Here is a 20,644-nt window from a genome sequence, read left to right as displayed (position 1 = left end):
GAGCGCGGTAAGTGTTCGAGAGCATTCTGGTGGCCAACCGAGGCGAGATCGCGCGGCGGATCATCCGCACGGTGAAGGAGATGGGCCTGCGGGCGATCGCGGTGTACTCCGAGGCCGACGCCGACCTGCCCTTCGTCCGGGAGGCCGATGAGGCGTACCTGCTGGGCCCGGCCGCGCCGGCGCAGAGCTACCTCGACATCGCCAAAGTGATCGAGGCGTGCCGGGCCACCGGCGCGCAGGCCGTCCACCCCGGGTACGGCTTCCTGGCCGAGAACCCCGCCTTCGCCCGCGCGGTCATCGACGCGGGCCTCACCTGGATCGGCCCGTCGCCCGAGGCGATCGAGCGCATGGGCGACAAGATCAACGCGCGTAACCTGATGGAGAGCGCCGGGGTGCCGGTGGCCGCCGGCACCCGCGAGCCGGTGCCCGACCTGCCGGGCGCGCTGGCCGCCGCCGCCGAGATCGGCTACCCGGTCATGGTCAAGGCCGCCGGCGGCGGTGGCGGCATCGGCATGGGCGTCGCGCGGAACGACGACGAGCTGGCCAAGGCGTTCCAGACCGCGACGCGGGCGGCCGAGCGCTTCGGCGGGGGCGGCGAGGGCACGGGCCCGGCCATCCTGCTCGAGCGCTACATCGAGCGTGCCCGCCACGTCGAGGTGCAGATCCTCGGCCTGGCCGACGGCACGGTGCTGGCGCTGGGCGAGCGCGACTGCTCGGTGCAGCGGCGCCACCAGAAGGTCGTCGAGGAGTCCCCTTCGCCGGGTGTGACCCCGAAGCTGCGCGAGCGCATGCTCGCCGCGGCCGTGCGCGCGGGCGAGACCGTCGGGTTCCGTGGCGCGGGCACCGTCGAGTGCCTGGTCGACACCGACCGGCAGGACTTCGTGTTCCTGGAGATGAACACCCGCCTGCAGGTGGAGCACCCGGTGACCGAGCTGGTCACCGGCATCGACCTGGTCGAGCAGCAGATCCGGGTGGCGGCGGGAGAGCCGCCCTCCTTCACCGAGGTGCGGCCGGCCGGGCACGCGATCGAGCTGCGCGTCTACGCCGAGGACCCCAAGAGGTTCTTCCCCGGCCCCGGCAAGATCGACGTCTGGGAGGAGCCGTCCGGCCCCGGCGTGCGCCTGGACTCCGGTTATGTCGCGGGCAACACGGTCACCCCGTTCTACGACCCGCTCATGGCCAAGCTGTGCGTCTACGGCGCCGACCGCGACGAGGCGCTCACCCGTGCCCGCGCGGCCGTGGCCGCGTTCCGCATCGAGGGCCCCAAGCAGAACCTGCCCTTCTGCGCGGAACTGCTGGACGATCCCGCGTTCTCCAGTGGCGACTACGACACCGGACTCGTGGCCCGCATGCGCTCGTGAGGCCTGTGGTGCGCCTGTGGCGGCCAGAGTGGGGGAGCGCGAGCGGGCCTGGGGATGCGACGATGGGCGCAGCCCGCCTTCTGACCTAGTTGATCAGTGATTGAGGGGAGTTCCGGTGGCGGAAGTACATGCCGAGATGGTGGCGAACGTGTGGAAGGTCGTCGTCGCCGAGGGGGACAGCGTCAACGAGGGAGACACGCTGGTCATCCTGGAGTCGATGAAGATGGAGATCCCGGTCATCGCCGAGGACTCCGGCGTCGTCGCCGCGCTGAAGGTCGCCGAGGGCGACGTCATCCAGGAGGGGGACCTGATCGCGGTCATCGAGTGAACCGGTCCGGCCCGGCGCGGAGGGGCGTACCGGGCCGGTGCGATCAGCCGCGGAGCCCCGCGAGGAAGCGCTCGCGGTCCACGACGACGCGTTCGATGGTGGCCACCGCCACCGTTCGCTCGCGCTCGCTCGCGGTGACCTGGAACACCAGACGCCGGCCGTCCACCTCGACCAGCTCGGCGGCGACCAGCACGTGCGTCCCGACCGGGCTCGCCGCGCGGTGCTCCAGGGTGACCTTGGTGCCCACCGAGGTCTGCCCGGGGGCGAGACGGTCGTGGACGACGCGCACGGTGGCCGCCTCGGCGACCGCCAGCAGCCGCGGCGTGCCCAGCACCGGGACGTCGCCGCTGCCGACCTTGATCGCGGTGTCGCTCCGCTCGACCATGATGAGGATCTCGGCGCGCAGACCTGGGACGAGCGTCATGCGGCCCAGCCTAGCGGCGCTGGTCCCGTACCGGCCCCGTCTCACGCGGTCCGGGGGTGGCGAGGCTCGCAGGGGCGGCGCCATCCGTTTTCGCACGGTCTTGCGGCACCTTCGCCGGTTGGCGGCCTTGGCGGGGAACGATGGAATACGCTCTTGGCGTGAGCCCTTACTGCGACCATTGCGGACGTCTCGCGGGAGACGAGGATCATTCCGCATGCCGTGCCGCACGGGTCATGGAACCGCCTCGCTACTGCCCGGCATGCCGACGGCGGCTGGTCGTGCAGGTGACGCCGCGGGGCTGGTCCGCCCGTTGCGTCGAACACGGCGTCACGACGTGCTGAAACACCCCGGCGCGCGTGGTGGGCCACAGGGTTTTGTGATATCGGCGTGACCTGGTCGCGACACAAATCCGCTTTGTTGGAGAACTCTGGGGTGACGTCGGGTCGCACGGATTGGGGTTAGCGGGGGAGAGATGGTTGCCCAAGGGATCACGCTGGCGGGACGTTACCGGTTGGACGTCCGTCTCGGCGCCGGTGGCATGGGCGAGGTGTGGCGTGGCGAGGACACCGTCCTGGCCCGCACCGTCGCCGTGAAAGTGCTTTTACCCGGCCGCATCGACGACCCCGGCTTCGCCGCGCGCTTCCAGGGGGAGGCCCGCGCGATGGCGACGATCAACCACCCCGGCGTCGTGGACGTCTACGACTACGGGGTCAGCGATGTGCCGGGGGACGGTCCCACGGCCTACCTGGTGATGCGGTTCGTCGACGGCGAGCCGCTGGACCGCCTGCTCACCCGGCTCACCCGCATCGGGCCCGAGCCGGCCATGGAGCTCATCGCCCAGGCCGCCTCGGCCCTGCAGGCGGTGCACGACCGGGGCATCGTGCACCGCGACGTCAAGCCGGGCAACCTGCTGGTGCGCCCGGACGGCACGCTGGTGCTCACCGACTTCGGCATCGCCCGCGCCGACATGGGCCACCGCCTCACCGACGCCGGCATGGTGCTCGGCACCGCGGCCTACTGCGCTCCCGAGCAGGCCGAGGGGCAGCCGGTCACCCCGGCCGTCGACCTGTACGCGCTGGGCGTGGTGGCCTACGAGTGCCTGGCCGGGTACCGCCCGTTCGACGGGGACACCCCGGTCACGATCGCGCTCAAGCACATCCGCGAAGACCCGCCGCCGCTGCCGCCGGACGTGCCGCCTGCCGTGCGGCACCTCGTCGAACGCGCGCTGGTGAAGGACCCGGCGCGTCGCTGGGGCAGTGCGGCCGAGATGAGCATGGCGGCCCGGCAGGCCATGCGGGCCGACACGGGTGCCTCCGCGGCGGTGTCCGGGCTGACCGGCATGGTCGCCGCCCGGCCGGCCGGGCACCCCCATCAGCTCGCCTCCCCGGAGACCGGGGTGCGGATGAACCAGCCGGGCTGGGAGGGCGGTGCGGGGTCCGCTCCGCCGCCGGCGTACATCATGCCCGGCCAGGCCCAGCAGACCGGCGGGTACGTCCCGCAGACGGGTGGGTACGCCCAGGCAGGGGCGCCGGCCCCTCAGACCGGAACGCAGGCGCATCTGACCGGGGCGCACGGGCAGCAGCCCACCGGCGCCTACCCGCCGCCGACCGGGGGACACCCGGCGGCCGCGCAGACCACGACGGCCGCCGCGCCCCCGCCCGGGTCACGCGGGTCACGGGGCCGCCGCGGCGCGTCGCGGCCGGGGCGGAGCAGGGTCACCGTCATCGTGGCGGTGATCGCCGCGGGCGCCGTGCTCGGCGGGGGCGGCGCGGTGCTGGTCAACCAGGTCGTCGGCACCGGGAGAGCCTCGGCCGCCGATCAGGTCCCGACTCCGGCGGTCACCCCCAGTCCGGTCAAGCCCCCGAGGAAGCCACCACGCTCTCCCCGGCCGAGCACGCCGCCCACCGTGGCGGGCACACAGGAGACCGAGCCGGCCGCGGAGCCCACCGAGCCCGAGGCCTCGCCCACGCCGACCCCCACCCGGACGCGCACCCCGTCGCCGTCCCCGACGGTCAGCAAGGAGCCGGCGATCAAGAAGGTCGTGCCCCCGGTGATCAACCTGACCCAGGCGAACGCCGTGGCCAGGCTGCGCGCCGCCGGGTTCAAGGCCGCCGTGGACGTCAGCGGCGACGCGGGCGAGCTCGACTGCATGCGCGTCGTCGACCAGACCCCGGCGGCCGGCAAGGCGTGGCCGGTGGACCACGCCGTGACCATCATCGTGGAGCAGGTCGTCTCGTGCGGCGAGCCGAGCGAGACGCCGACCCCGACTCCGAGCCCGACCACCACCGGGATCTCCTGACCTCGCATCGCCCGGCCGTGGCCGGGACGGCTCCGCGTCCCGGCCACGCGGCGCGGCCGTCCCCGCCACGGCACCTCCGCCGGGGCTTGGTGATGGCCGGGACGAACCCGCCGCCCCGGCCTTCCCGCGTCGGCCCCGCCCGGCCGGTGCCCGGAGACGCCGGTCGGCGGGCGCGGGTCAGATGCCGGTGGTGGCGCGGGGGTAGGCGATCTGCGGGTCGGTGGCGATGTTCACCAGGTACGGCACGCCGGAGTCGAAGGCCCGGCGCAGCGCGGGGCCGATCTCCTTGGGCGAGGTCACCAGCTCGCCGCCGCCGCCGAGCGCGGTGACGACCTGGTCGTACCGCGTCTGCGGCCGCAGCTCGGCGGCCACGTCGTACCCGTAGAGCATCTGCATGGGGTGCTTCTCCAGCCCCCACATGCCGTTGTTGCCGCAGATCATGACGACCGGCAGGTTGTGCCGCACCAGCGTGTCGACGTCCATCAGGGAGAACCCCGCGGCGCCGTCGCCGAGCAGCAGCACGACCTGCGAGGACGGGCGGGCGATGCGGGCGGCGATCGCGTAGCCGAGCCCGGTGCCCAGGCAGCCGTACGGCCCGGGGTCCAGCCAGCAGCCGGGGGTGCGCGGCTCGACGTACTTGCCGGCGTAGGACACGAAGTCGCCGCCGTCGCCGATCACCACCGCGTCGTCGTCCAGCACGCGGTTGAACTCGCCGTAGATGCGCATCGGGTGGATCGGGTCGGCGTCGGAGGTGAGCAGCTCGGCGTCGCCGGCGATGGCCGCGGCGGACGCCTCGGACAGGGTGCTCACCCACCCGGCGTACTTCTCCGGGGACACCCCGGCTTCGCCGCAGGCGGTGGAGAGCCCCCAGAACAGCAGGGACAGGTCACCGGCAGCCGAGGCGGCCGTGCCGATGTGCGTGGCGAGCTGAGAGGGGGCGTCGGCCAGGTGGACGACCTTGGCCAGCGGCGCGCCGTCGCGGCCGCCGAAGAAGCCGTAGCCGAGGCGGAAGTCGAGCGGGGTGCCGGCGACGATGACCAGGTCGGCCTGGGTGAAGGCGGTGCCGCGGGCGCGGGTGACCAGCAGCTCGTGCCCGGCCGGCAGGATGCCGCGGCCCTGTCCGTTGGGGATGACCGGAAGGCGGTGGGCCTCGGCGAAGTCGCGGGCGGCCTCCTCGGCGCGGTCCATCCACACGTCGGAGCCGAGCACGAGCACCGGGCGCTCGGCCTCGGCGATGAGCCGGGCGATCGTGGCCAGGGAGTCCGCGTCGGGCTCCAGCGGGGACGGCGTCATGGTCTCGGCCTGGTGGGCGGGCGAGGGCGAGAACAGGTGGTCCATGTAGAAGTCCAGGAACACCGGCCCGCGGTGCGGGGCGACGGCCGTGCGGAAGGCCATCTCGACGTCCTGGCCGATCGTGTCGGCACCACCCGCGGTGAACGCGAGCTTGGTGATCGTCTCGAACAGCGGCGGGTGGTCCATCTCCTGCAGCGCGCCCGACCCCCAGCGGGAGGCGGGGGCCCGGCCGCCCATCACCACCACCGGAGAGCCGTTGAAATGCGCGGTGGCGACGCCGCTGACGCCGTTGGTGATGCCGGGCCCGGCGGTGAGCACGGCCAGGCCAGGGCGGCGGGTCAGCCGGGCCGTGGCCTCGGCGGCGAACACCGCGCTCTGCTCGTGCCGCACATCGACGATGCGCATGCCCTCGTGTACGGCGCCGTCGTACAGCGGGAAGACGTGCCCTCCGGACAAGGTGAACATGGCCTCGGCGCCGTAAGCGCGTGAGACGGCGACCGCGATGTCGCCGGCGTGCTTTGCAGACTCCATGGCGTGAACTTACCTGTTCTCGCAGCGATCAATCCTGCGAGACACATCTCGGCCGGTCATCGGGGCCCGTCGCAGGTGGCGGGCCCCGTGCCGGGGTCTACAGGGCCTGCGAGAGCGCCTTGATCGGCATCTTCAGGTCGGCCAGCAGGCCGAGGTCCTGCTCGGGGGAACGGCCCAGCGTCGTGAGGTAGTTGCCGACGATGATCGCGTTGATGCCGCCGAGCATGCCCTCGCGGGTGCCGAGGTCGCCGAGGGTCAGCTCGCGGCCGCCCGCGTACCGCAGGATCGTGTGCGGCAGCGCCAGACGGAACGTCGCGATGGTCTTCAGCGCCTCGGGGCCCTCGACCAGCGGGTAGGAGGCGAACGGCGTGCCGGGGCGCGGGTTGAGGAAGTTCAGCGGCACCTCGTCGGGCCGCAGCGCGCCGAGCTGGGCGGCGAACTCCGCGCGCTGCTCCCTGGTCTCACCCATGCCGATGATGCCGCCGCAGCACAGCTCCATGCCGGCCTCGCGCACCATCTCGCAGGTCTGCCAGCGCTCTTCCCAGGTGTGGGTGGTGACCACGCTGCCGAAGTGCGAGCGGGCGGTCTCCAGGTTGTGGTTGTAGCGGTGCACGCCCATCTCGGCCAGCTCGTCGACCTGCTCCTGGGTGAGCATGCCCAGCGAGCAGGCGACGTTGATCTCGACGGCGTCGCGGATGGCCTTGACCCCCTCGCGCACCTGGCTCATCAGCCGCTCGTCGGGGCCGCGCACCGCGGCGACGATGCAGAACTCGGTGGCGCCGGTGGCGGCCGTCTCGACGGCGGCCTCGACCAGCGAGGGGATGTCCAGCCACACCGACCGTACGGGGGAGGTGAACTGGCCGGACTGCGAGCAGAAGTGGCAGTCCTCCGGGCAGCCGCCGGTCTTGAGGGAGATGATGCCCTCCACCTCGACCTCGGGGCCGCACCACGCCATGCGCACCTCGTGCGCGAGGGCCAGCAGGTCGGGCAGGCGCTCGTCGGGCAACTCCAAACAGCGCAGGGCCTGCTCGGCGGAGAGCCCGCGGCCCTCCTGCAGGACCTGCACTCGGGCGATGTCGAGTATGTCGTTGCTCGTCGGCTCGGCGGCACTCATCGGCTCTGCGGCTCCCTCGTCGGTTCGCGTCACAGACTAAGGGTTGCCCGGAACCGCGAAGGGTCGAAACCCCCGCCGAGAAGGGGCCCGAGCCCGTCATGGGCCGCTTCGGCGAACGCCTCGCGGCCGAGCGCGCCGGCGCCCTCGGGCAGCGCCCCGGCGAGCGGCCGGGCGGCCAGGGTCTCCAGATCGACGACGTTGCTGCGCTCGGCGAGCCCCGGCTCGCCCGGCCAGGAGCCGATCACCACGCCGGCCGGCTCCAGACCCCGGCCGGCGAGCGCCTCCAGGGTGAGCGCGGTGTGGTTGAGCGTGCCGAGCCCGGCCCGCGCCACGACCAGGACGGGGGCGCCCAGTGCGCGCGCCAGGTCGGCGATCGTGGCGCCGTCCTCGTCGAAGCGCACCAGCAGCCCGCCGGCGCCTTCCACCAGCACCAGCCGGTGGCTGCCCGCCAGCTCGGCGACGCGCTCGGCGGCGGATCGCAGGGAGACCGGGGGGAGGCCGGCGGCGCGGGCCGCGGCGGCGGGCGACAGCGGGTCGGGGAAGCGGCCGAGCTCGAAGGTCGTGGTCACTCCGGACAGCCGGATGACCTCGTCGAGGTCGCCGGGCTCGCCGGCCGCCACCCCGGTCTGCGCGGGCTTGACCACCGCGACGCTCGCCCCCCGGGCGAGCGCCAGGGCGGCGACGGCCGCGGTGACGACGGTCTTGCCCACGCCGGTGTCGGTGCCGGTGATCACGAGGACGCTCACCGGCACCACCCTAGGACCCCGGTCGCGCCGGCCGGTGCAGGCGGGTCACGAACTTGTACCGGTCGCCGCGGTACAGCGACTGCGCCCACTCGACCGGGTTGCCCTCGGCGTCGAAGGCGTGCCGGGTGAGCAGCAGCATCGGCAGGCCCACGTCCACGCCGAGCACCTGCGCGTCGTACGGGGTCGCCAGCACCGTCTCGATGACCTCCTCGGCGTCGGTGAGCTGGACGTTGTAGGCGTTGTGCAGCGTCTCGTACAGCGAGGAGTGCATCTCCAGTTCGCGCCGCAGCCGCGAGAAGCGCCGGGCGGACAGGTGGGTGGTGTCGATCGACATCGGCTCGCCGTTGGCCAGCCGCAGCCGGTGGATGCGCAGCACGCGGCCGCCCGGGTTGATGCGCAGCCGCCGGGCCAGCGCCTCGTCGGCCGTGATGTAGCTGATGTCCAGGATCTTGGTGTCCGGCTCCAGGCCGACCGAGCGCAGGTCGCCGGTGTAGCTGGTGAGCTGGAGGACCTGGGCGACCTTCGGCTTGGCCACGAAGGTGCCCTTGCCCTGGATGCGCAGCAGCCGCCCCTCGATCACCAGCTCGGTGAGCGCCTGGCGGACGGTGGTGCGGGAGGTCTCGAAGCGCACGGCGAGTGCCCGTTCGGGTGGTAGTGCGGCCCCGGCGGTCAGTGACTTGGTGAGTTCCAGCAAGTTCCGTTTGACGTCGTAGTACTTGGGAATCCGGGGAGAGTCGTCCGTCACACGTTCACCTTCATCTCGGCCACCGCGGTGAGCGCGCCCGCGATCACCGCTAGATCATCCGAACCCAGATTGGCGCGTGCCGTCAATCTCAGACAAGACCGGCCAGATGGCACCGAGGGCGGGCGAAAGCACCCAACGCGCACTCCGTGCTCGGCGAACACCTCGGCGGCCGCGAGCGCGGCCTGAGGCGGGCCGAGCACGACCGGGACGACGGCCGCCGCCGGATCGACGGCCCCGAGCCCGCGGTCCGCGGCGGCGCCGGCCAGCGCCAAGGCGTGCCGTCTGGCCCGTCCGGGCAGTTCAGGATGGTCGCTCACGATATCAAGCGCGGCGAGGGCCGACCCCGCACAGGAGGGGGCGAGGCCGGTGTCGAAGATGAACGGCCGCCCGGCGTCCACCAGCGCCCGCATCACCTCGGGCGCGCCGAGCACGGCTCCGCCCTGGGAACCGAGGGCCTTGGACAGTGTGACGGTCATCACGACCGACGGGTGACCGGCGAGCCCGGCGGCGTGCACCGCCCCCTGCCCGCGCTCGCCCACCACGCCGATGGAGTGCGCCTCGTCCACCAGCAGCAGGGCGCCGTACCGCACCGCGGCCTCGTGCAGCTCACGCAGCGGCGCGAGGTCGCCGTCCACGGAGAACACCGCGTCGGTGACCACCAGCGCGTGCTCCTCGTCCCGGTCGGCCAGGGCCTTCTCCACCGCCTCGACGTCCTTGTGCGGGGTGACGGTGACGCGCGCCCGCGACAGGCGGCACCCGTCGATGATCGAGGCGTGGTTGCCGGCGTCGCTGACCACCAGCCCGCCCGCGCCGAGCGCGGTGACGGCGGCGAGGTTGGCCAGGTAGCCGGAGGAGAGCACCAGGGCGCCCGCCGCGCCGGTGAAGGCCCGCAGGCGGTCCTCCAGCTCGGCGTGCAGGCTCGTCGTCCCGGTGACCAGGCGGGAGCCGGTGGAGCCCGCGCCCCACTCGCGGGCGGCCCGTACGGCGGCCTCGACCAGCCGCTCGTCCCGGGACAGGCCGAGGTAGTCGTTGGAGGCCAGGTCGATCAGGCCGTCGTGGTCGGGAGTGCGCGGGCGCAGGGTCCGCCGCAGGCCGGCCGCTTCGCGGGCCTGCGCGGCCACGCGCAGGCGGGCCAGGGGGTCTACGGGCGGCAGGTGCGCGTCGCCGCCGCCGGTGGCCATGTCCATCGGACGCTCCATCGGGTGCGCGGGGCACTGCGGTGTGCCCCATTCACTGAATCTTCCCAGTACGGACACCCACGATTCGCTTCGAGCCGGGGTTAGCACGCATGATGCACAGGTGCCGACCTTGAGTGAACTGGTGGCCCGCCACACCACCTGCGATCCCGCCGATCTGGAGTGGCTGCATTCGCTGGTCTCCGACTGGCAGCTGCTCGCCGACCTGTCCTTCGCCGACCTCATCCTGTGGATCCCGTTGCGGGACGAGTCCGCGTGGGTCGCCGTGGCGCAGATGCGGCCGACGACCGGCCCGACGGTCTACCACGACGACGTGGTGGGCTCGATCGTGGCCGTCGGGGAGCGTCCCCTGATCGACACCGCCTGGCGCGAGCACCGCATCTGCCGGGAGGGTGACCCCGACTGGTCCAGCGGGGTGCCGGTCCGCGAAGAGACCATCCCGGTGCGCCGCGACGACCACTTCGTGGCGGTCATCCAGCGCTCGACCAACCTCTCCTCCGCGCGCACCCCCTCCCGCCTGGAGCTCACCTATCTGCAGAGCGCCTCCGACCTCGCGCAGATGGTGGCCGAGGGCCGCTTCCCCTTCCCCGAGGAGGGGCCGGTCCTGGTGCGCTCCCCACGGGTCGGGGACGGCCTGCTGCGGCTCGACCGGGCGGGCAGGGTCACCTACGCCTCGCCCAACGCGCTGTCGGCCTACCGGCGGCTCGGGCTGCACGCCGACCTGGTCGGCACCGAGCTGGGCAAGACGACGGCCGCGCTGTGCTACTCGGGCGAGCCCATCAACGAGGACCTCATGCTGGTGGCCAGCGGGCGGGCTCCCCGGGAGACCGAGGTGGAGACGGGGGCCATCGTGGTGCAGCTACGGGCGATCCCGCTCATCGTCGGCGGCGGCCGCATCGGCGCCCTGGTGCTGGTGCGGGACGTGACCGAGCTGCGCAGGCGCGAGCGTGAGCTGCTCACCAAGGACGCCACCATCCGGGAGATCCACCATCGGGTGAAGAACAACCTGCAGACGGTGGCCGCGCTGCTGCGCCTGCAGGCGCGGCGGCTGCGGGTGCCGGAGGGACGTGAGGCGCTGGAGGAGGCGGTGCGGCGGGTCGGCTCCATAGCGATCGTCCACGAGACGCTGTCGCACACGCCGGAGGAGATCGTCGACTTCGACGACATCGCCGACCGGGTGATCGCGATGACCGGCGAGGTGTCGGCGGCGAACGTGATGGTGCGGCGCGTGGGGAACTTCGGCATGCTGCCCGCGATGATCGCCACCCCGGTGGCCATGGTGCTGACCGAGCTGCTGCAGAACGCCGTGCAGCACGGCTTCTCCTACGGCAGCGGGACGGTCACGGTGAGCGTGTCGCGCACCGAGGAGCGGTTGGACCTCGTCGTCGCCGACGACGGGCAGGGGCTCCCCGACGGGTTCGAGCTCGACTCCTCCACCAGCCTGGGGCTGCAGATCGTCCGCACCCTGGTGGTCGGAGAGCTGTCCGGGCGGCTGGCGGTCCGGCCGGGCAAGGACGGCGGCACCGAGGTCTCGGTGACCATTCCGATGCAGCAGGGCTGAGCGGGCCCCGGACACTGCGACGCCCGGTCATCGCGCGGGGCGACGCCGGGCGTGTCGGTTCTCGCGGACCCCTCTTCCGTTCGCCGCGACGCTGGGGCGGTGGGAAGATGCGAGGTCGCTCGTCGTGGCGCTGAGCGGCGGAGCGTGCCGCCGAGCCGATGCGCCTGGTTCGCGGAGCTTGCGGAACGTGCCGCTTTCTCGGTTCGCGGGGGCTCAGACGCCCGCGCGGGCGCGGGTGCGGGCGGTGCGGCGCTTCAGGGCGCGGCGCTCGTCCTCGCTCAGGCCACCCCACACGCCGGCGTCCTGACCGGACTCGATGGCCCACTTCAGGCACGGCTCGCTGACCGGGCAGGCACGGCAGACCTGCTTGGCCTCTTCGATCTGCATGAGTGCCGGGCCGGTGTTGCCGATCGGGAAGAACAGCTCGGGGTCCACGTCACGGCAGGCAGCGCGGTGGCGCCAGTCCATGCGTTCCACTCCTTCGTAGGTGGAGCCGGTGGCTCCGTTAGGAGACTGATGGATGTTTGTGAACAATTTCACTAACTAGAGCGAACTTTTACCCGGGCCTAGGGGTGGGGGGCCGGGGCGTGTTCATGCCAGGACGAGGACCTTGGAGGCAGCGGTCAAGCCTCAAACGTCCTACGTTCCGACGTCACGATGAGCTTTTCAGGCATGCCAAGGTCACGCAAGAGGTTTGGGAAAACGTTTTGCCGGTTATGGCTGTCGGATGCATCACACCATGCCGGACTTGTAATGACTTAGACCAGCACGTGTAACGCCGATGGGATAGAGCGGAAGGTCACCCGCTCGCGTTCCCCCAGGTAGTCGCCGTCGAGCTGGAAGGCCATCGGCCGCCGGGCGACCAGCGTGAACTCGTCCTCGTCGTGCAGGTGGACGAAATGCCGTCCGCGCGGCAGGCCGACCCGCTCCCCGACGATCTGCCGGGTCAGCCCGAACATCGTCGCCGGTCCCATGCGGCGCAGGCCCAGCATGTCCAGGCCGGTGTCGAACCCCGCCCACGGAGTCGGGGTGATCGGCCGGTTGCCCGCGTAGGTCCACGGCGAGGTGTTGGAGATGATCGCCAGCAGCAGGCCGTCCAGCGGCCGCTGCCGCGGGCGTTCCAGGCGCAGCGCGGGATGGCGGCGGTCGGTGATGAGATAGTGCCGCAGCATCGTGTGGATATAACGGGCCGGAGACGCCTTGTACCCCGCGCTGCGCAGTCCCTCGACGGCGCGGATGACCTCGGCGTCGAACCCCAGGCCGGCGCAGAACGTGAAGTATCGGCTGTGCCGGCCCTGATGGTGCTCCGGCTCGGCCTCGTCGCCCACCGGCTGGTCGTCGAGATCGCCGTCCGCCCAGATGGCCTGTCCGAGCCCGACCGGGCGGCGCCGGCCCTCGCGCAGCGCCTCCAGCACCGCACCGGTCGCCTCCACCGCGTTGTTGGGCAGCCCCAGGGAGCGGGCGAAGACGTTGGCGCTGCCGCCGGGGATCACGATCAGCGCCGGCGCCGGCCGCTCCCCGCGCACCATGCCGTTGACCGCCTCGTTGATCGTCCCGTCGCCGCCCAGCACCGCGACGACGTCGTAGCCCTTCTCCCGTGCGGTGGCCGCGAGCAGCGTCCCGTGGCCGCGGTAGCCGGTCTCCTCCACGGTCAGATCGACGGCCGCGCCGAGGGCCCGGATGATGACGTCCCTCGTGCGGCGGTTGGTCGAGGTCGCCATGGGGTTGACCAGGAGGAGTGCGCGCATGCCGACCAGAGTAGCCACCGCGGGACCCGCCACCCCCGTGAAGTAGGGTGACCCGATATGTCGAACCGTCCGGTGACCCTGATCGTGGCCGCCGTCATCCTCGCCGTCGAGGGCGCCGTCGCCCTGGTGCTCGGCGGCTACGTCGCCGTGGAGACGCTCGTCGGAGCCCCGGCCGACGTGACCAGCTCGGTGTTCGTCGGGATCTTCGGCATCGTGGCCGGCGCCGCGCTGCTCTGGGTCGCCAGAGGCGCGCTGCGGGCGGCCCGGTGGAGCCGGGCGCCCGGCGTGGTCACGCAGATATTCGCCCTGCCGGTGGCCGTCTCGCTCGTGCAGTCGGGGCAGGTGGTCATCGGGGTGCTCCTCGCCCTGGCCGCGCTGGCGGGCCTGGCCGTGCTGCTGGCGCCCGCCACCACGCGCGCCATGATCGAGCAGTGACCGGTCCGCACGCAGCGGCCCGCGCCGTCCGCACGGACCGGTCGGCGCCGTCAGTCTTCGGCGGTGAGACCCTCGCGCAGCTGCGCCAGTGTGCGGGCCAGCAGGCGCGAGACGTGCATCTGGGAGATGCCGAGCTCGGTGGCGATCTGCGACTGGGTCATGTTGCCGAAGAACCGCAGCAGCAGGATGCGCTTCTCCCGTGGCGGCAGGCGTTCGAGCAGCGGTTTCAGTGACTCGCGGTACTCGACGCCCTCCAGGGACTCGTCCACGATGCCGAGCGAGTCGGACACCGCGGGCGCGTCGTCGTCGCCGGAGTCGGGCGCGTCCAGCGACACCGTGGAGTAGGCGTTGGCGGACTCCAGGCCCTCCAGCACCTCCTCCTCCGACATCTGCAGGTGCGCGGCCAGCTCGGCCACCGTCGGGGCCCGGCCCTGACGCTGGGACAGCTCGCTTATCGCCTTGGTCAGCGAGAGCTTGAGCTCCTGCAGGCGGCGCGGCACCCGCACCGCCCAGCCCTTGTCCCGGAAGTGCCGCTTGATCTCGCCGACGATGGTCGGCGTGGCGTACGTGGAGAACTCGACGCCCCGGTCGAGGTCGAACCGGTCGATCGACTTGATCAGGCCGATGGTGGCGACCTGTGTCAGGTCGTCGAGCCACTCGCCCCGGTTGCGGAACCGCCGGGCGAGGTATTCGACCAGCGGCAGGTGCAGCTCGACGAGCTCGTCGCGGATGCGCTGCCGGCGCGGATCGTCCGGCGGCAGCTCCGCCAGCTCGCCGAACAGGCCACGGGCCCGCACCCGGTCGGGCACTGCCCCTTCGGTGCCGGTCACGGCGCGGGTCTTCTCCGTCACGACAGCCTCGCAGAACCTCGGCGCTTGCGCAGCACGATCGCCATGCGGTCGGGGGAGTCGGTCACGGCGTCAACGTCGTCGGCGAGCGCGGTCAGCACCATCCACGCGAAGTCGTCGCGCTTGGGCTCGGACTGCCCGACGGTGCTCACCTCGACCCGCACGATCATCTCTTGGCCGGTCAGCTCGAACTCGGCCAGCAGGTCGGTGCCGGGCACGGCGTGGCCCAGCAGCATGGCGCAGGCCTCGTCGACCGCGATGCGGAGATCTTCGATCTCGTCCAGCGTGAAGTCGAGCCGTGCCGCCAGCCCCGCGGTGGCCGTGCGGAGCACGGACAGATATGCGCTGGCTGCAGGCAGTCGCACACTGACGGCATCGCGGATCCCCGAGAGGCCGTCAGGGATGTCGTCCGCGCGCGTCGCTGTCTCGTCGGTCACGTTCCTCCTCGCACAGAGCTGCTGATTAGCAACTTACCGCCCCGTGCCCGATGCTGCAGGACTGGGACGCGCCGATAGTCGTGATCTTGTGGAAATGCGGCCCGTTCACCTGACGTCCCGCTGCCCGATCCTTGGCATACCGGTGCCCTGGTGTGGTGGACGAAGGCGTGGAAAGCCGCTGGCCTCGCGCGATGAGCACCGCGCGAGGCCAGACAACGGCGTCGCCCGCCTCAGGCGGCCTTGGTCTCCCAGAAGATCTTCGAAATCTCGTCGATCTTCCCCAGAAGGTCCTCGGCCTTGCCCACGTCGACCGTGCCCTTGGCGCCCGCGGCGCCGGCGAGCTTGGTCGCCTCCCAGAAGAGCTGGTGGAGCTGCGGGTACTGCTCGAGGTGCGGGGGCTTGAAGTAGTCGGTCCACAGCACCCACAGGTGGTGCTTGACCAGCTCGGCCCGCTCCTCCTTGATCGTCAGAGCGCGAGCACGGAACACCGGGTCGTCGTTGTCGGCGTACTTCTCCATGATCGCCTTGACGGACTGCGCCTCGATGCGGGCCTGAGCCGGGTCGTAGACGCCGCAGGGGAGGTCGCAGTGCGCGGAGGCGACATGGCCGGGCCGCAACAGTCGTGCGAGCATCGGTTTCCTTCCTAGATGCTGATACCAGACAGCACTGTCCGGGTCCCAACTTACTCGCCTTGATTCCCTTGGGGCGGAGGGGGATGTGGTTCATGAGGGTACGCGTCGAGGGTGAGTCGATGCTGCCCGTCCTGCGGCCGGGGGACTGGCTCGTCGTCCGGCGCGGCGCGCGCGTGCGGCCCGGTGACCTGGTGGTCGCGCGGCTGCCCGCCGATCCGGCGCAGATGATCGTGAAACGGGCGGCGTGGCGGGACGGCGACGGCTGGTGGCTGGAGAGCGAGAACCAGCGCGCGCCCGGACGCAGGGACAGCTGGGACTTCGGGGCGGTGCCGGCCTCCCTGCTGGTCGGCCGGGTCGTGCTGCGCTACTGGCCGCCGCGCGGAACCCCGCGCCCGCGCTGACCGGCCGCCCTGGGTTCAGGACGAGTGGCCGCTCAGCGTGCGGCGGCGCGCGCGGTAGGCCGCCACGTTCGCGCGGGTCGCGCACCGCTCGGAGCAGTAGCGGCGGGACCGGTTGGAGGAGGTGTCGAGGTAGGCGCGGTGGCAGCCCGCCGCGCGGCACAGGCCGAGCCGGTCGACGCCCAGCTCGGTGACCAGGGCGGTCAGTCCCATGACGGCGCCCGCGGCGTACTCCTCGCACGGCCGCCCGTCCTCGGTGAGGTGCAGGTGCCAGCCCTGCCCGTCGTGGCCGGAGATCTGCGGGCGCACCGGGTGCCGGACCAGCAGGGCGTTCAGCCGGCCGACGGCGGCGTCCTCGTCGCGGCCGGCCGCCGCGGCGAAGACCGCGGCGAGCTCGCGCCGCAGCTCACGCAGGATGGCGAGGTCCGCCCGGGTGAGCCGGGCGGCCTGGTCGCCGCGCCCCGCCTCGGTCAGCAGCCGCCGGGTGCCCTCCAGGGAGTCCAGGGCCTCGGCGGCGTTGACCAGGAGCACCGCGAGCTCGGCGTAGGAGGTCAGGTCCACGGTCAGCCTCCCGGTAAGAGTCGGTCGGGCATGTCGAGTATTACACGTCCACGGAAAGGCGGCCGGTTCTTTCTGGCAGGGAACCGGGTGCCGGATGTGGGGGGAGTCGCGGCCGGTGGCACCGGGTATGAGTCGAAGACAGAGGGATAAGTGGGCATATATCCGGTTCGAGGTGTTTCGGGGCCGGCCCCGGTGTTCGGATCCGTGGCTCCGTCGGGCCCAGCGGCCGTCTCGACCTGTGGCACAATCGAGCGACGGGTGACCCCCGTACCCCTCACCAGACGACCGTCAACGACGACGGCCGCCGGGCGGCTACAGAAGCCTGGGCCTTCGTTCGCCTGCGGCGTCTACCGAAGGAATCCGTCCGCGAGACACAGGGGTCGCTGTGGCAGTCACGCCGTTCTCCGCTTCACTCGAAACGCTCGACCTCGATCCCGCTTTCGCCATGCACCGCGGCGGCAAGCTCGAGGTCCGCTCCACCATCCCGGTCCGCGACGCCGCGGACCTCTCGCTCGCCTACACGCCGGGCGTCGCCAAGGTCTGCACCGCCATCGCCGACCAGCACGAGCTGGCCGCCGAGTACACCTGGGTGTCCAACGTCGTGGCCGTCGTCTCCGACGGCACCGCCGTCCTCGGCCTGGGCGACATCGGCCCCTCCGCCGCCATGCCGGTGATGGAGGGCAAGGCACTGCTGTTCAAAGAGTTCGGCAACGTCGACGCCGTGCCCATCTGCCTCGACTGCACCGACGTCGACGCTCTGGTGGAGACCGTCACCCGGCTCGCCCCCTCGTTCGGCGGCGTGAACCTCGAGGACATCAGCGCCCCTCGCTGCTTCGAGGTGGAGGACCGCCTGCGGGCGGTCCTGGACATCCCGGTCTTCCACGACGACCAGCACGGCACCGCCATCGTGGTGCTGGCCGCCCTGCGCAACGCCGCCCGCCTCACCGGGCGCTCCCTCGGCGACCTGCGGGCCGTGGTGGCCGGCGCCGGCGCCTCCGGAGTCGCCGTGACCCGCATCCTGCTCGGCGCCGGCATCGGCGACATCGCCGTCTCCGACTCCAAGGGCATGATCTACCAGGGCCGTGAAGGGCTGAACTCCTACAAGGAGGCCCTCGCCAGGGACACCAACCGCGCCGGTCACACCGGCTCCACCGAGGAGGCCCTGGCCGGCGCCGACGTCTTCATCGGCCTGTCCGGCTCCACCCTGGCCGAGGACGCCCTGGCCGCCATGGCGGACGACGCGATCGTCTTCGCGCTGTCCAACCCGACGCCCGAGGTGCTCCCCGAGGTCGCCCGCCGGCACGCCCGTGTGGTCGCCACCGGCAGGTCCGACTTCCCGAACCAGATCAACAACGTGCTGGCCTTCCCCGGGGTCTTCCGTGGCGCCCTCGACGTCCGTGCCACCACGATCACCGAGAACATGAAGGTCGCGGCCGCGGACGCCCTCGCGACCGTGGTGGCCGAGGAGCTGTCGGAGGACTACGTCATCCCCAGCCCGTTCGACGCGCGCGTCGCCCCCGCCGTCACCCGGGCCGTCGCCGACCAGGCCCGCCTCGACGGCGTGGCCCGCAGGTGACCGTCGCCCTACGGGGCGCATCGTCCGTCCACCCGACCGCGTCACGACCGTCGGCCCGGCGCGTCACCGCCGCACCCGGATCGCCGGTACAGCGGCATCCGGCGTGATCGAAGGCCGGTGACCTCCACCGGCGCACGCCCGGACCGCCGAGCGGTTCGTTCATTTCAGGGCGCCAGGCCCGCGGATCTCCGCGGCGCCTGGCGCCCTTTGGCGTACCTGAGTGCTCTCCCGGGCCGCCTTCACGCGTCCCGCGGACATCCCGGTGAAATGCCGTGTCTTCGTCATCAGGTATCGCTCCTGTGGTCAAGTCTCGGGATTTCCCGTACGGAGTCACGCATCGTGCTATAACAAGAACCCTCCGTTACAGGCCGGATGACGGCGTGCACGAAACCCGCGTACGCGCCAGGGGGCTCGCGGGCGGAGTGCGACGACCGATCCGCCGCAATCCTCCTTGGGGAAAGAGCGATGCGACGCGAGCCCAACATCCTTTTCCGGCACCTCATCGGCGAGGCCGGCTTCTCCCACAAGGAGCTGGCCCGCAGGCTCAACGACCTCGGAGCCGCACGGGGCCTGGCCGCCCTCACCTATGACCACAGTTCGGTGTCGCGCTGGATCGACGGCCAGCGACCGCGCGACCCGGTGCCGGCGCTGCTCGCGGAGATCTTCGCGTTGCGGCTCGGCCGGCCCGTCACCTCGGAGGACCTCGGAATGGCGGGGGGAGCCACGCCCCTCGACCTCGGTCAGGAGTTCCCACACACGTGGCAGGAGGGTGTCGCGACAGTGACAGCACTATGGAGGGCGGACATGCAGCGGCGCAGGTTCCTGCTCGACTCCGCCTTCGCCGTCGGAGCGGGCTCCACAGGGGCCCTGCGATGGCTCACCTCTCCCGCCGGGGATGGGCCGCAGGCCTCCGGGGGGCGCAAGGTCGGCGCGCAGGACATCGCCGCGATCCGCGAGGTCACCCGCTCGTTCGGCGAGCTGGACAACCGTTTCGGCGGCGGCCGGGTGCGCCCGGCGATCGTCCGCTACCTGGACTCGGCGGTGACGCCCCTGCTCAGGGACGGCGGTTACGGCGAGGCCACCGGCCGGGCCCTCGCCTCGGCCGCGGCCGAGGCCACCAGGCTGGCCGGGTGGATGGCCTACGACCTGGAGCAGCACGGGCCGGCCCAGCGCTACCTCATCCAGGCGCTCGGTCTGGCACGCGGCGCGGGCGACCACGGCTTCGGCGGCGAGATCCTCGCCGGCATGGCGCACCAGGCCATCTACATCGGCCGCCCCCGGCACGCGCTCGACCTGGCGCGGGCGGCTCAGGCGTCCGCCCGGCAGGCGTCGGTTCCCTCCCTGCTGGCCGAGGCGTACGTCCTGGAGGCGCACGCCCACGCCCGGCTGGCCGACGGCGCGGCGTGCGCCCTCGCGCTGCACGAGGCCGATCTGGCCTTCGACCGGCGCCGTCCCGGCGAGGAGCCCGAGTGGATCCGCTACTTCGACGAGGCCTACCTCGCCGCCAAGTACGCCCACTGCTTCCGGGACCTCGGGGAGGGGCGGCAGGCCGTGCGGTACGCGCGGCGTTCGCTCGACATGGACGGCCGGTTCGTGCGGGGCCGCATGTTCAACCTGTCCCTGCTGGCCTCCGCGCACGCCCTGTGCGGGGACGCCGAGCAGGCGTGCCACGTCGGCGGCGCGGCGCTCGACCTCGCCGAGGGGCTGCAGTCGGCGCGTACGCGCTCCTACGTCGCCGACCTGCGCCGCCACCTCGCGCCGCTCAGCGGCGAGCCCGAGGTGGCCGCGCTGGTGCGCCGCAGCCGTGACCTCGCGCCCGCGGCGTAGCGGACACGACGCGGCCGGCCCGGCCCCAGAGTCCTGGGACCGGGCCGGCCGGTGGTGCTCATCGCGGTCTGGCTCAGCGGATGGAACCGGACCAGAGGTTGGCGGCCTTGCGGTAGACCGAGTACGTCTCGCTGTCGAAGTACGGCGAGGTGCTGAAGTCGAACCGGCCGTTGCCGTCGGCGTCGCCGATCAGGCTGGTGACACCGTTGAGGTATCCGAGCCGCTTGGTGCTGCTGTACTTCGCGATCCACGGCGCGCCCGCCGAGCCGGCGGTCATGGAGCACTTCAGCGCGATCTGCGCCTCGGCCTTGTAGCGGGCGGTGACGCCCGCGGGCTTGGTCGTGCCGTAGCACCACTTCGGCGTGACACCGGTGAACGGCTTGTCACCGTCGGGGTGCGGGCCGGCGGGGTAGCCGAACGCATAGACCGGCTGGCCGACCTTCTGGTTCCAGGCGAAGCCCTGGCCACCGACGTTGTCGCCCAGGCGGCCGCGGTCCTTCCAGGTACGCGCGTCGATGCCGTTGTAGACCGTGACGAAGGCGTAGTCGCTGTCGTAGTCCTCGTAGACGGCGAAGTCGTAGTGG

Annotated in this window: 21 protein-coding genes and 1 pseudogene; 9 read left to right on the top strand and 13 right to left on the bottom strand. The window is 72.2% G+C overall.

The features are described 5' to 3' along the window. Nucleotides 1–11: 11 nt before the first annotated feature. Complete coding sequence (locus IEY93_RS33975; protein ID WP_189167276.1) at nt 12–1,361, top strand: acetyl-CoA carboxylase biotin carboxylase subunit; 1,350 nt, start codon at nt 12–14, stop codon at nt 1,359–1,361. A gap of 115 nt (nt 1,362–1,476) precedes the next feature. Beyond that, nucleotides 1,477–1,689, top strand: a complete 213-nt coding sequence (locus tag IEY93_RS33970; protein ID WP_189167275.1) for a biotin/lipoyl-binding carrier protein — start codon at nt 1,477–1,479, stop codon at nt 1,687–1,689. A gap of 43 nt (nt 1,690–1,732) precedes the next feature. Here IEY93_RS33970 and IEY93_RS33965 read toward each other — a convergent pair whose 3' ends face one another. Next, nucleotides 1,733–2,113 (bottom strand): thioesterase family protein, encoded by a 381-nt coding sequence (locus tag IEY93_RS33965; protein ID WP_189167274.1) that lies wholly within the window; start codon nt 2,111–2,113, stop codon nt 1,733–1,735. A 140-nt stretch (nt 2,114–2,253) separates the two neighbouring features. On the opposite strand from IEY93_RS33965, the gene bsaP reads away from it, so the two are divergent. Both bsaP and IEY93_RS38905 read left to right on the top strand, forming a co-directional pair. Then, nucleotides 2,254–2,454: a biotin synthase auxiliary protein BsaP gene (gene bsaP / locus IEY93_RS39950; RefSeq protein ID WP_443728981.1), complete on the top strand. Its 201-nt coding sequence runs from the start codon at nt 2,254–2,256 to the stop codon at nt 2,452–2,454. Between the two features lie 131 nt (nt 2,455–2,585). Continuing rightward, nucleotides 2,586–4,412 carry a serine/threonine protein kinase gene (locus IEY93_RS38905; RefSeq protein WP_203969050.1) on the top strand — a complete coding sequence of 609 codons (1,827 nt, stop codon included), beginning with the start codon at nt 2,586–2,588 and terminating at the stop codon, nt 4,410–4,412. A gap of 177 nt (nt 4,413–4,589) precedes the next feature. Here the strand turns inward: IEY93_RS38905 and IEY93_RS33955 are convergent, their stop codons facing one another. The 5 genes from IEY93_RS33955 to IEY93_RS33935 form a co-directional block, all read right to left on the bottom strand. Then, complete coding sequence (locus tag IEY93_RS33955; RefSeq protein WP_189167273.1) at nt 4,590–6,236, bottom strand: acetolactate synthase; 1,647 nt, start codon at nt 6,234–6,236, stop codon at nt 4,590–4,592. Between the two features lie 97 nt (nt 6,237–6,333). After that, nucleotides 6,334–7,350, bottom strand: coding sequence for a biotin synthase BioB (gene bioB, locus IEY93_RS33950; protein WP_189167272.1), 1,017 nt, complete (start codon nt 7,348–7,350; stop codon nt 6,334–6,336). 29 nt (nt 7,351–7,379) lie between these two features. After that, nucleotides 7,380–8,096: a dethiobiotin synthase gene (gene bioD, locus IEY93_RS33945; protein WP_189167271.1), complete on the bottom strand. Its 717-nt coding sequence runs from the start codon at nt 8,094–8,096 to the stop codon at nt 7,380–7,382. A 10-nt stretch (nt 8,097–8,106) separates the two neighbouring features. After that, entirely contained in the window at nt 8,107–8,841 is a 735-nt protein-coding gene (locus IEY93_RS33940; RefSeq protein WP_189167270.1) for a GntR family transcriptional regulator, read from the bottom strand. Further along, nucleotides 8,838–10,028, bottom strand: coding sequence for an 8-amino-7-oxononanoate synthase (locus IEY93_RS33935; RefSeq protein ID WP_229691702.1), 1,191 nt, complete (start codon nt 10,026–10,028; stop codon nt 8,838–8,840). The genes IEY93_RS33940 and IEY93_RS33935 overlap by 4 nt, the downstream gene beginning before the upstream one ends. 112 nt (nt 10,029–10,140) lie before the next feature. Here IEY93_RS33935 and IEY93_RS33930 point away from each other — a divergent pair, with 112 nt between their 5' ends. Then, nucleotides 10,141–11,598, top strand: a complete 1,458-nt coding sequence (locus tag IEY93_RS33930; protein ID WP_189167269.1) for a GAF domain-containing sensor histidine kinase — start codon at nt 10,141–10,143, stop codon at nt 11,596–11,598. Between the two features lie 213 nt (nt 11,599–11,811). Here the strand turns inward: IEY93_RS33930 and IEY93_RS33925 are convergent, their stop codons facing one another. Together IEY93_RS33925 and IEY93_RS33920 are read right to left on the bottom strand one after the other, a co-directional pair. Next, entirely contained in the window at nt 11,812–12,066 is a 255-nt protein-coding gene (locus IEY93_RS33925) for a WhiB family transcriptional regulator (RefSeq protein ID WP_189167268.1), read from the bottom strand. Nucleotides 12,067–12,356: 290 nt separating this feature from the next. Then, nucleotides 12,357–13,346 carry a diacylglycerol/lipid kinase family protein gene (locus IEY93_RS33920; RefSeq protein ID WP_189167267.1) on the bottom strand — a complete coding sequence of 330 codons (990 nt, stop codon included), beginning with the start codon at nt 13,344–13,346 and terminating at the stop codon, nt 12,357–12,359. A gap of 57 nt (nt 13,347–13,403) precedes the next feature. Here IEY93_RS33920 and IEY93_RS33915 point away from each other — a divergent pair, with 57 nt between their 5' ends. Further along, nucleotides 13,404–13,781 carry a hypothetical protein gene (locus IEY93_RS33915; RefSeq protein ID WP_189167266.1) on the top strand — a complete coding sequence of 126 codons (378 nt, stop codon included), beginning with the start codon at nt 13,404–13,406 and terminating at the stop codon, nt 13,779–13,781. Between the two features lie 50 nt (nt 13,782–13,831). On the opposite strand, the gene IEY93_RS33910 is transcribed toward IEY93_RS33915, so the two are convergent. The 3 genes from IEY93_RS33910 to sodN form a co-directional block, all read right to left on the bottom strand. Then, complete coding sequence (locus IEY93_RS33910; protein ID WP_189167265.1) at nt 13,832–14,632, bottom strand: RNA polymerase sigma factor SigF; 801 nt, start codon at nt 14,630–14,632, stop codon at nt 13,832–13,834. Beyond that, a complete protein-coding gene (locus tag IEY93_RS33905; protein WP_189167264.1) occupies nt 14,629–15,066 on the bottom strand; it encodes an ATP-binding protein in 438 nt (145 codons plus the stop codon). Before IEY93_RS33905 ends, IEY93_RS33910 begins: the two co-directional genes overlap by 4 nt. A gap of 230 nt (nt 15,067–15,296) precedes the next feature. After that, nucleotides 15,297–15,698 carry a superoxide dismutase, Ni gene (gene sodN / locus IEY93_RS33900; protein ID WP_189167263.1) on the bottom strand — a complete coding sequence of 134 codons (402 nt, stop codon included), beginning with the start codon at nt 15,696–15,698 and terminating at the stop codon, nt 15,297–15,299. On the opposite strand from sodN, the gene IEY93_RS33895 reads away from it, so the two are divergent. Continuing rightward, complete coding sequence (locus IEY93_RS33895) at nt 15,689–16,099, top strand: S24 family peptidase (RefSeq protein WP_307837618.1); 411 nt, start codon at nt 15,689–15,691, stop codon at nt 16,097–16,099. The genes sodN and IEY93_RS33895 overlap by 10 nt on opposite strands. Before the next feature lie 15 nt (nt 16,100–16,114). Here IEY93_RS33895 and IEY93_RS33890 read toward each other — a convergent pair whose 3' ends face one another. Then, the gene (locus IEY93_RS33890) at nt 16,115–16,657 is read right to left on the bottom strand and encodes a CGNR zinc finger domain-containing protein (protein WP_189167261.1); all 543 of its coding nucleotides are present in this window, start codon (nt 16,655–16,657) and stop codon (nt 16,115–16,117) included. 445 nt (nt 16,658–17,102) lie between these two features. Between IEY93_RS33890 and IEY93_RS33885 the strand changes: the two genes are divergently transcribed. Next, a complete protein-coding gene (locus tag IEY93_RS33885; protein ID WP_189167295.1) occupies nt 17,103–18,233 on the top strand; it encodes an NAD(P)-dependent malic enzyme in 1,131 nt (376 codons plus the stop codon). 465 nt (nt 18,234–18,698) lie between these two features. Next, nucleotides 18,699–20,060: an NsdA family TPR-like regulatory protein gene (locus tag IEY93_RS33880; RefSeq protein ID WP_189167260.1), complete on the top strand. Its 1,362-nt coding sequence runs from the start codon at nt 18,699–18,701 to the stop codon at nt 20,058–20,060. A gap of 73 nt (nt 20,061–20,133) precedes the next feature. Here the strand turns inward: IEY93_RS33880 and IEY93_RS38900 are convergent. Beyond that, nucleotides 20,134–20,644: pseudogene (locus IEY93_RS38900) on the bottom strand (trypsin-like serine peptidase); the annotation flags it as partial.

This window comes from Sphaerisporangium melleum (assembly GCF_014646695.1).
GTDB lineage: Bacteria > Actinomycetota > Actinomycetes > Streptosporangiales > Streptosporangiaceae > Sphaerisporangium > Sphaerisporangium melleum.
The sequence above is the reverse complement of the archived record's forward strand: the minus strand, read 5'-3'. Positions and strand labels throughout refer to the sequence as shown.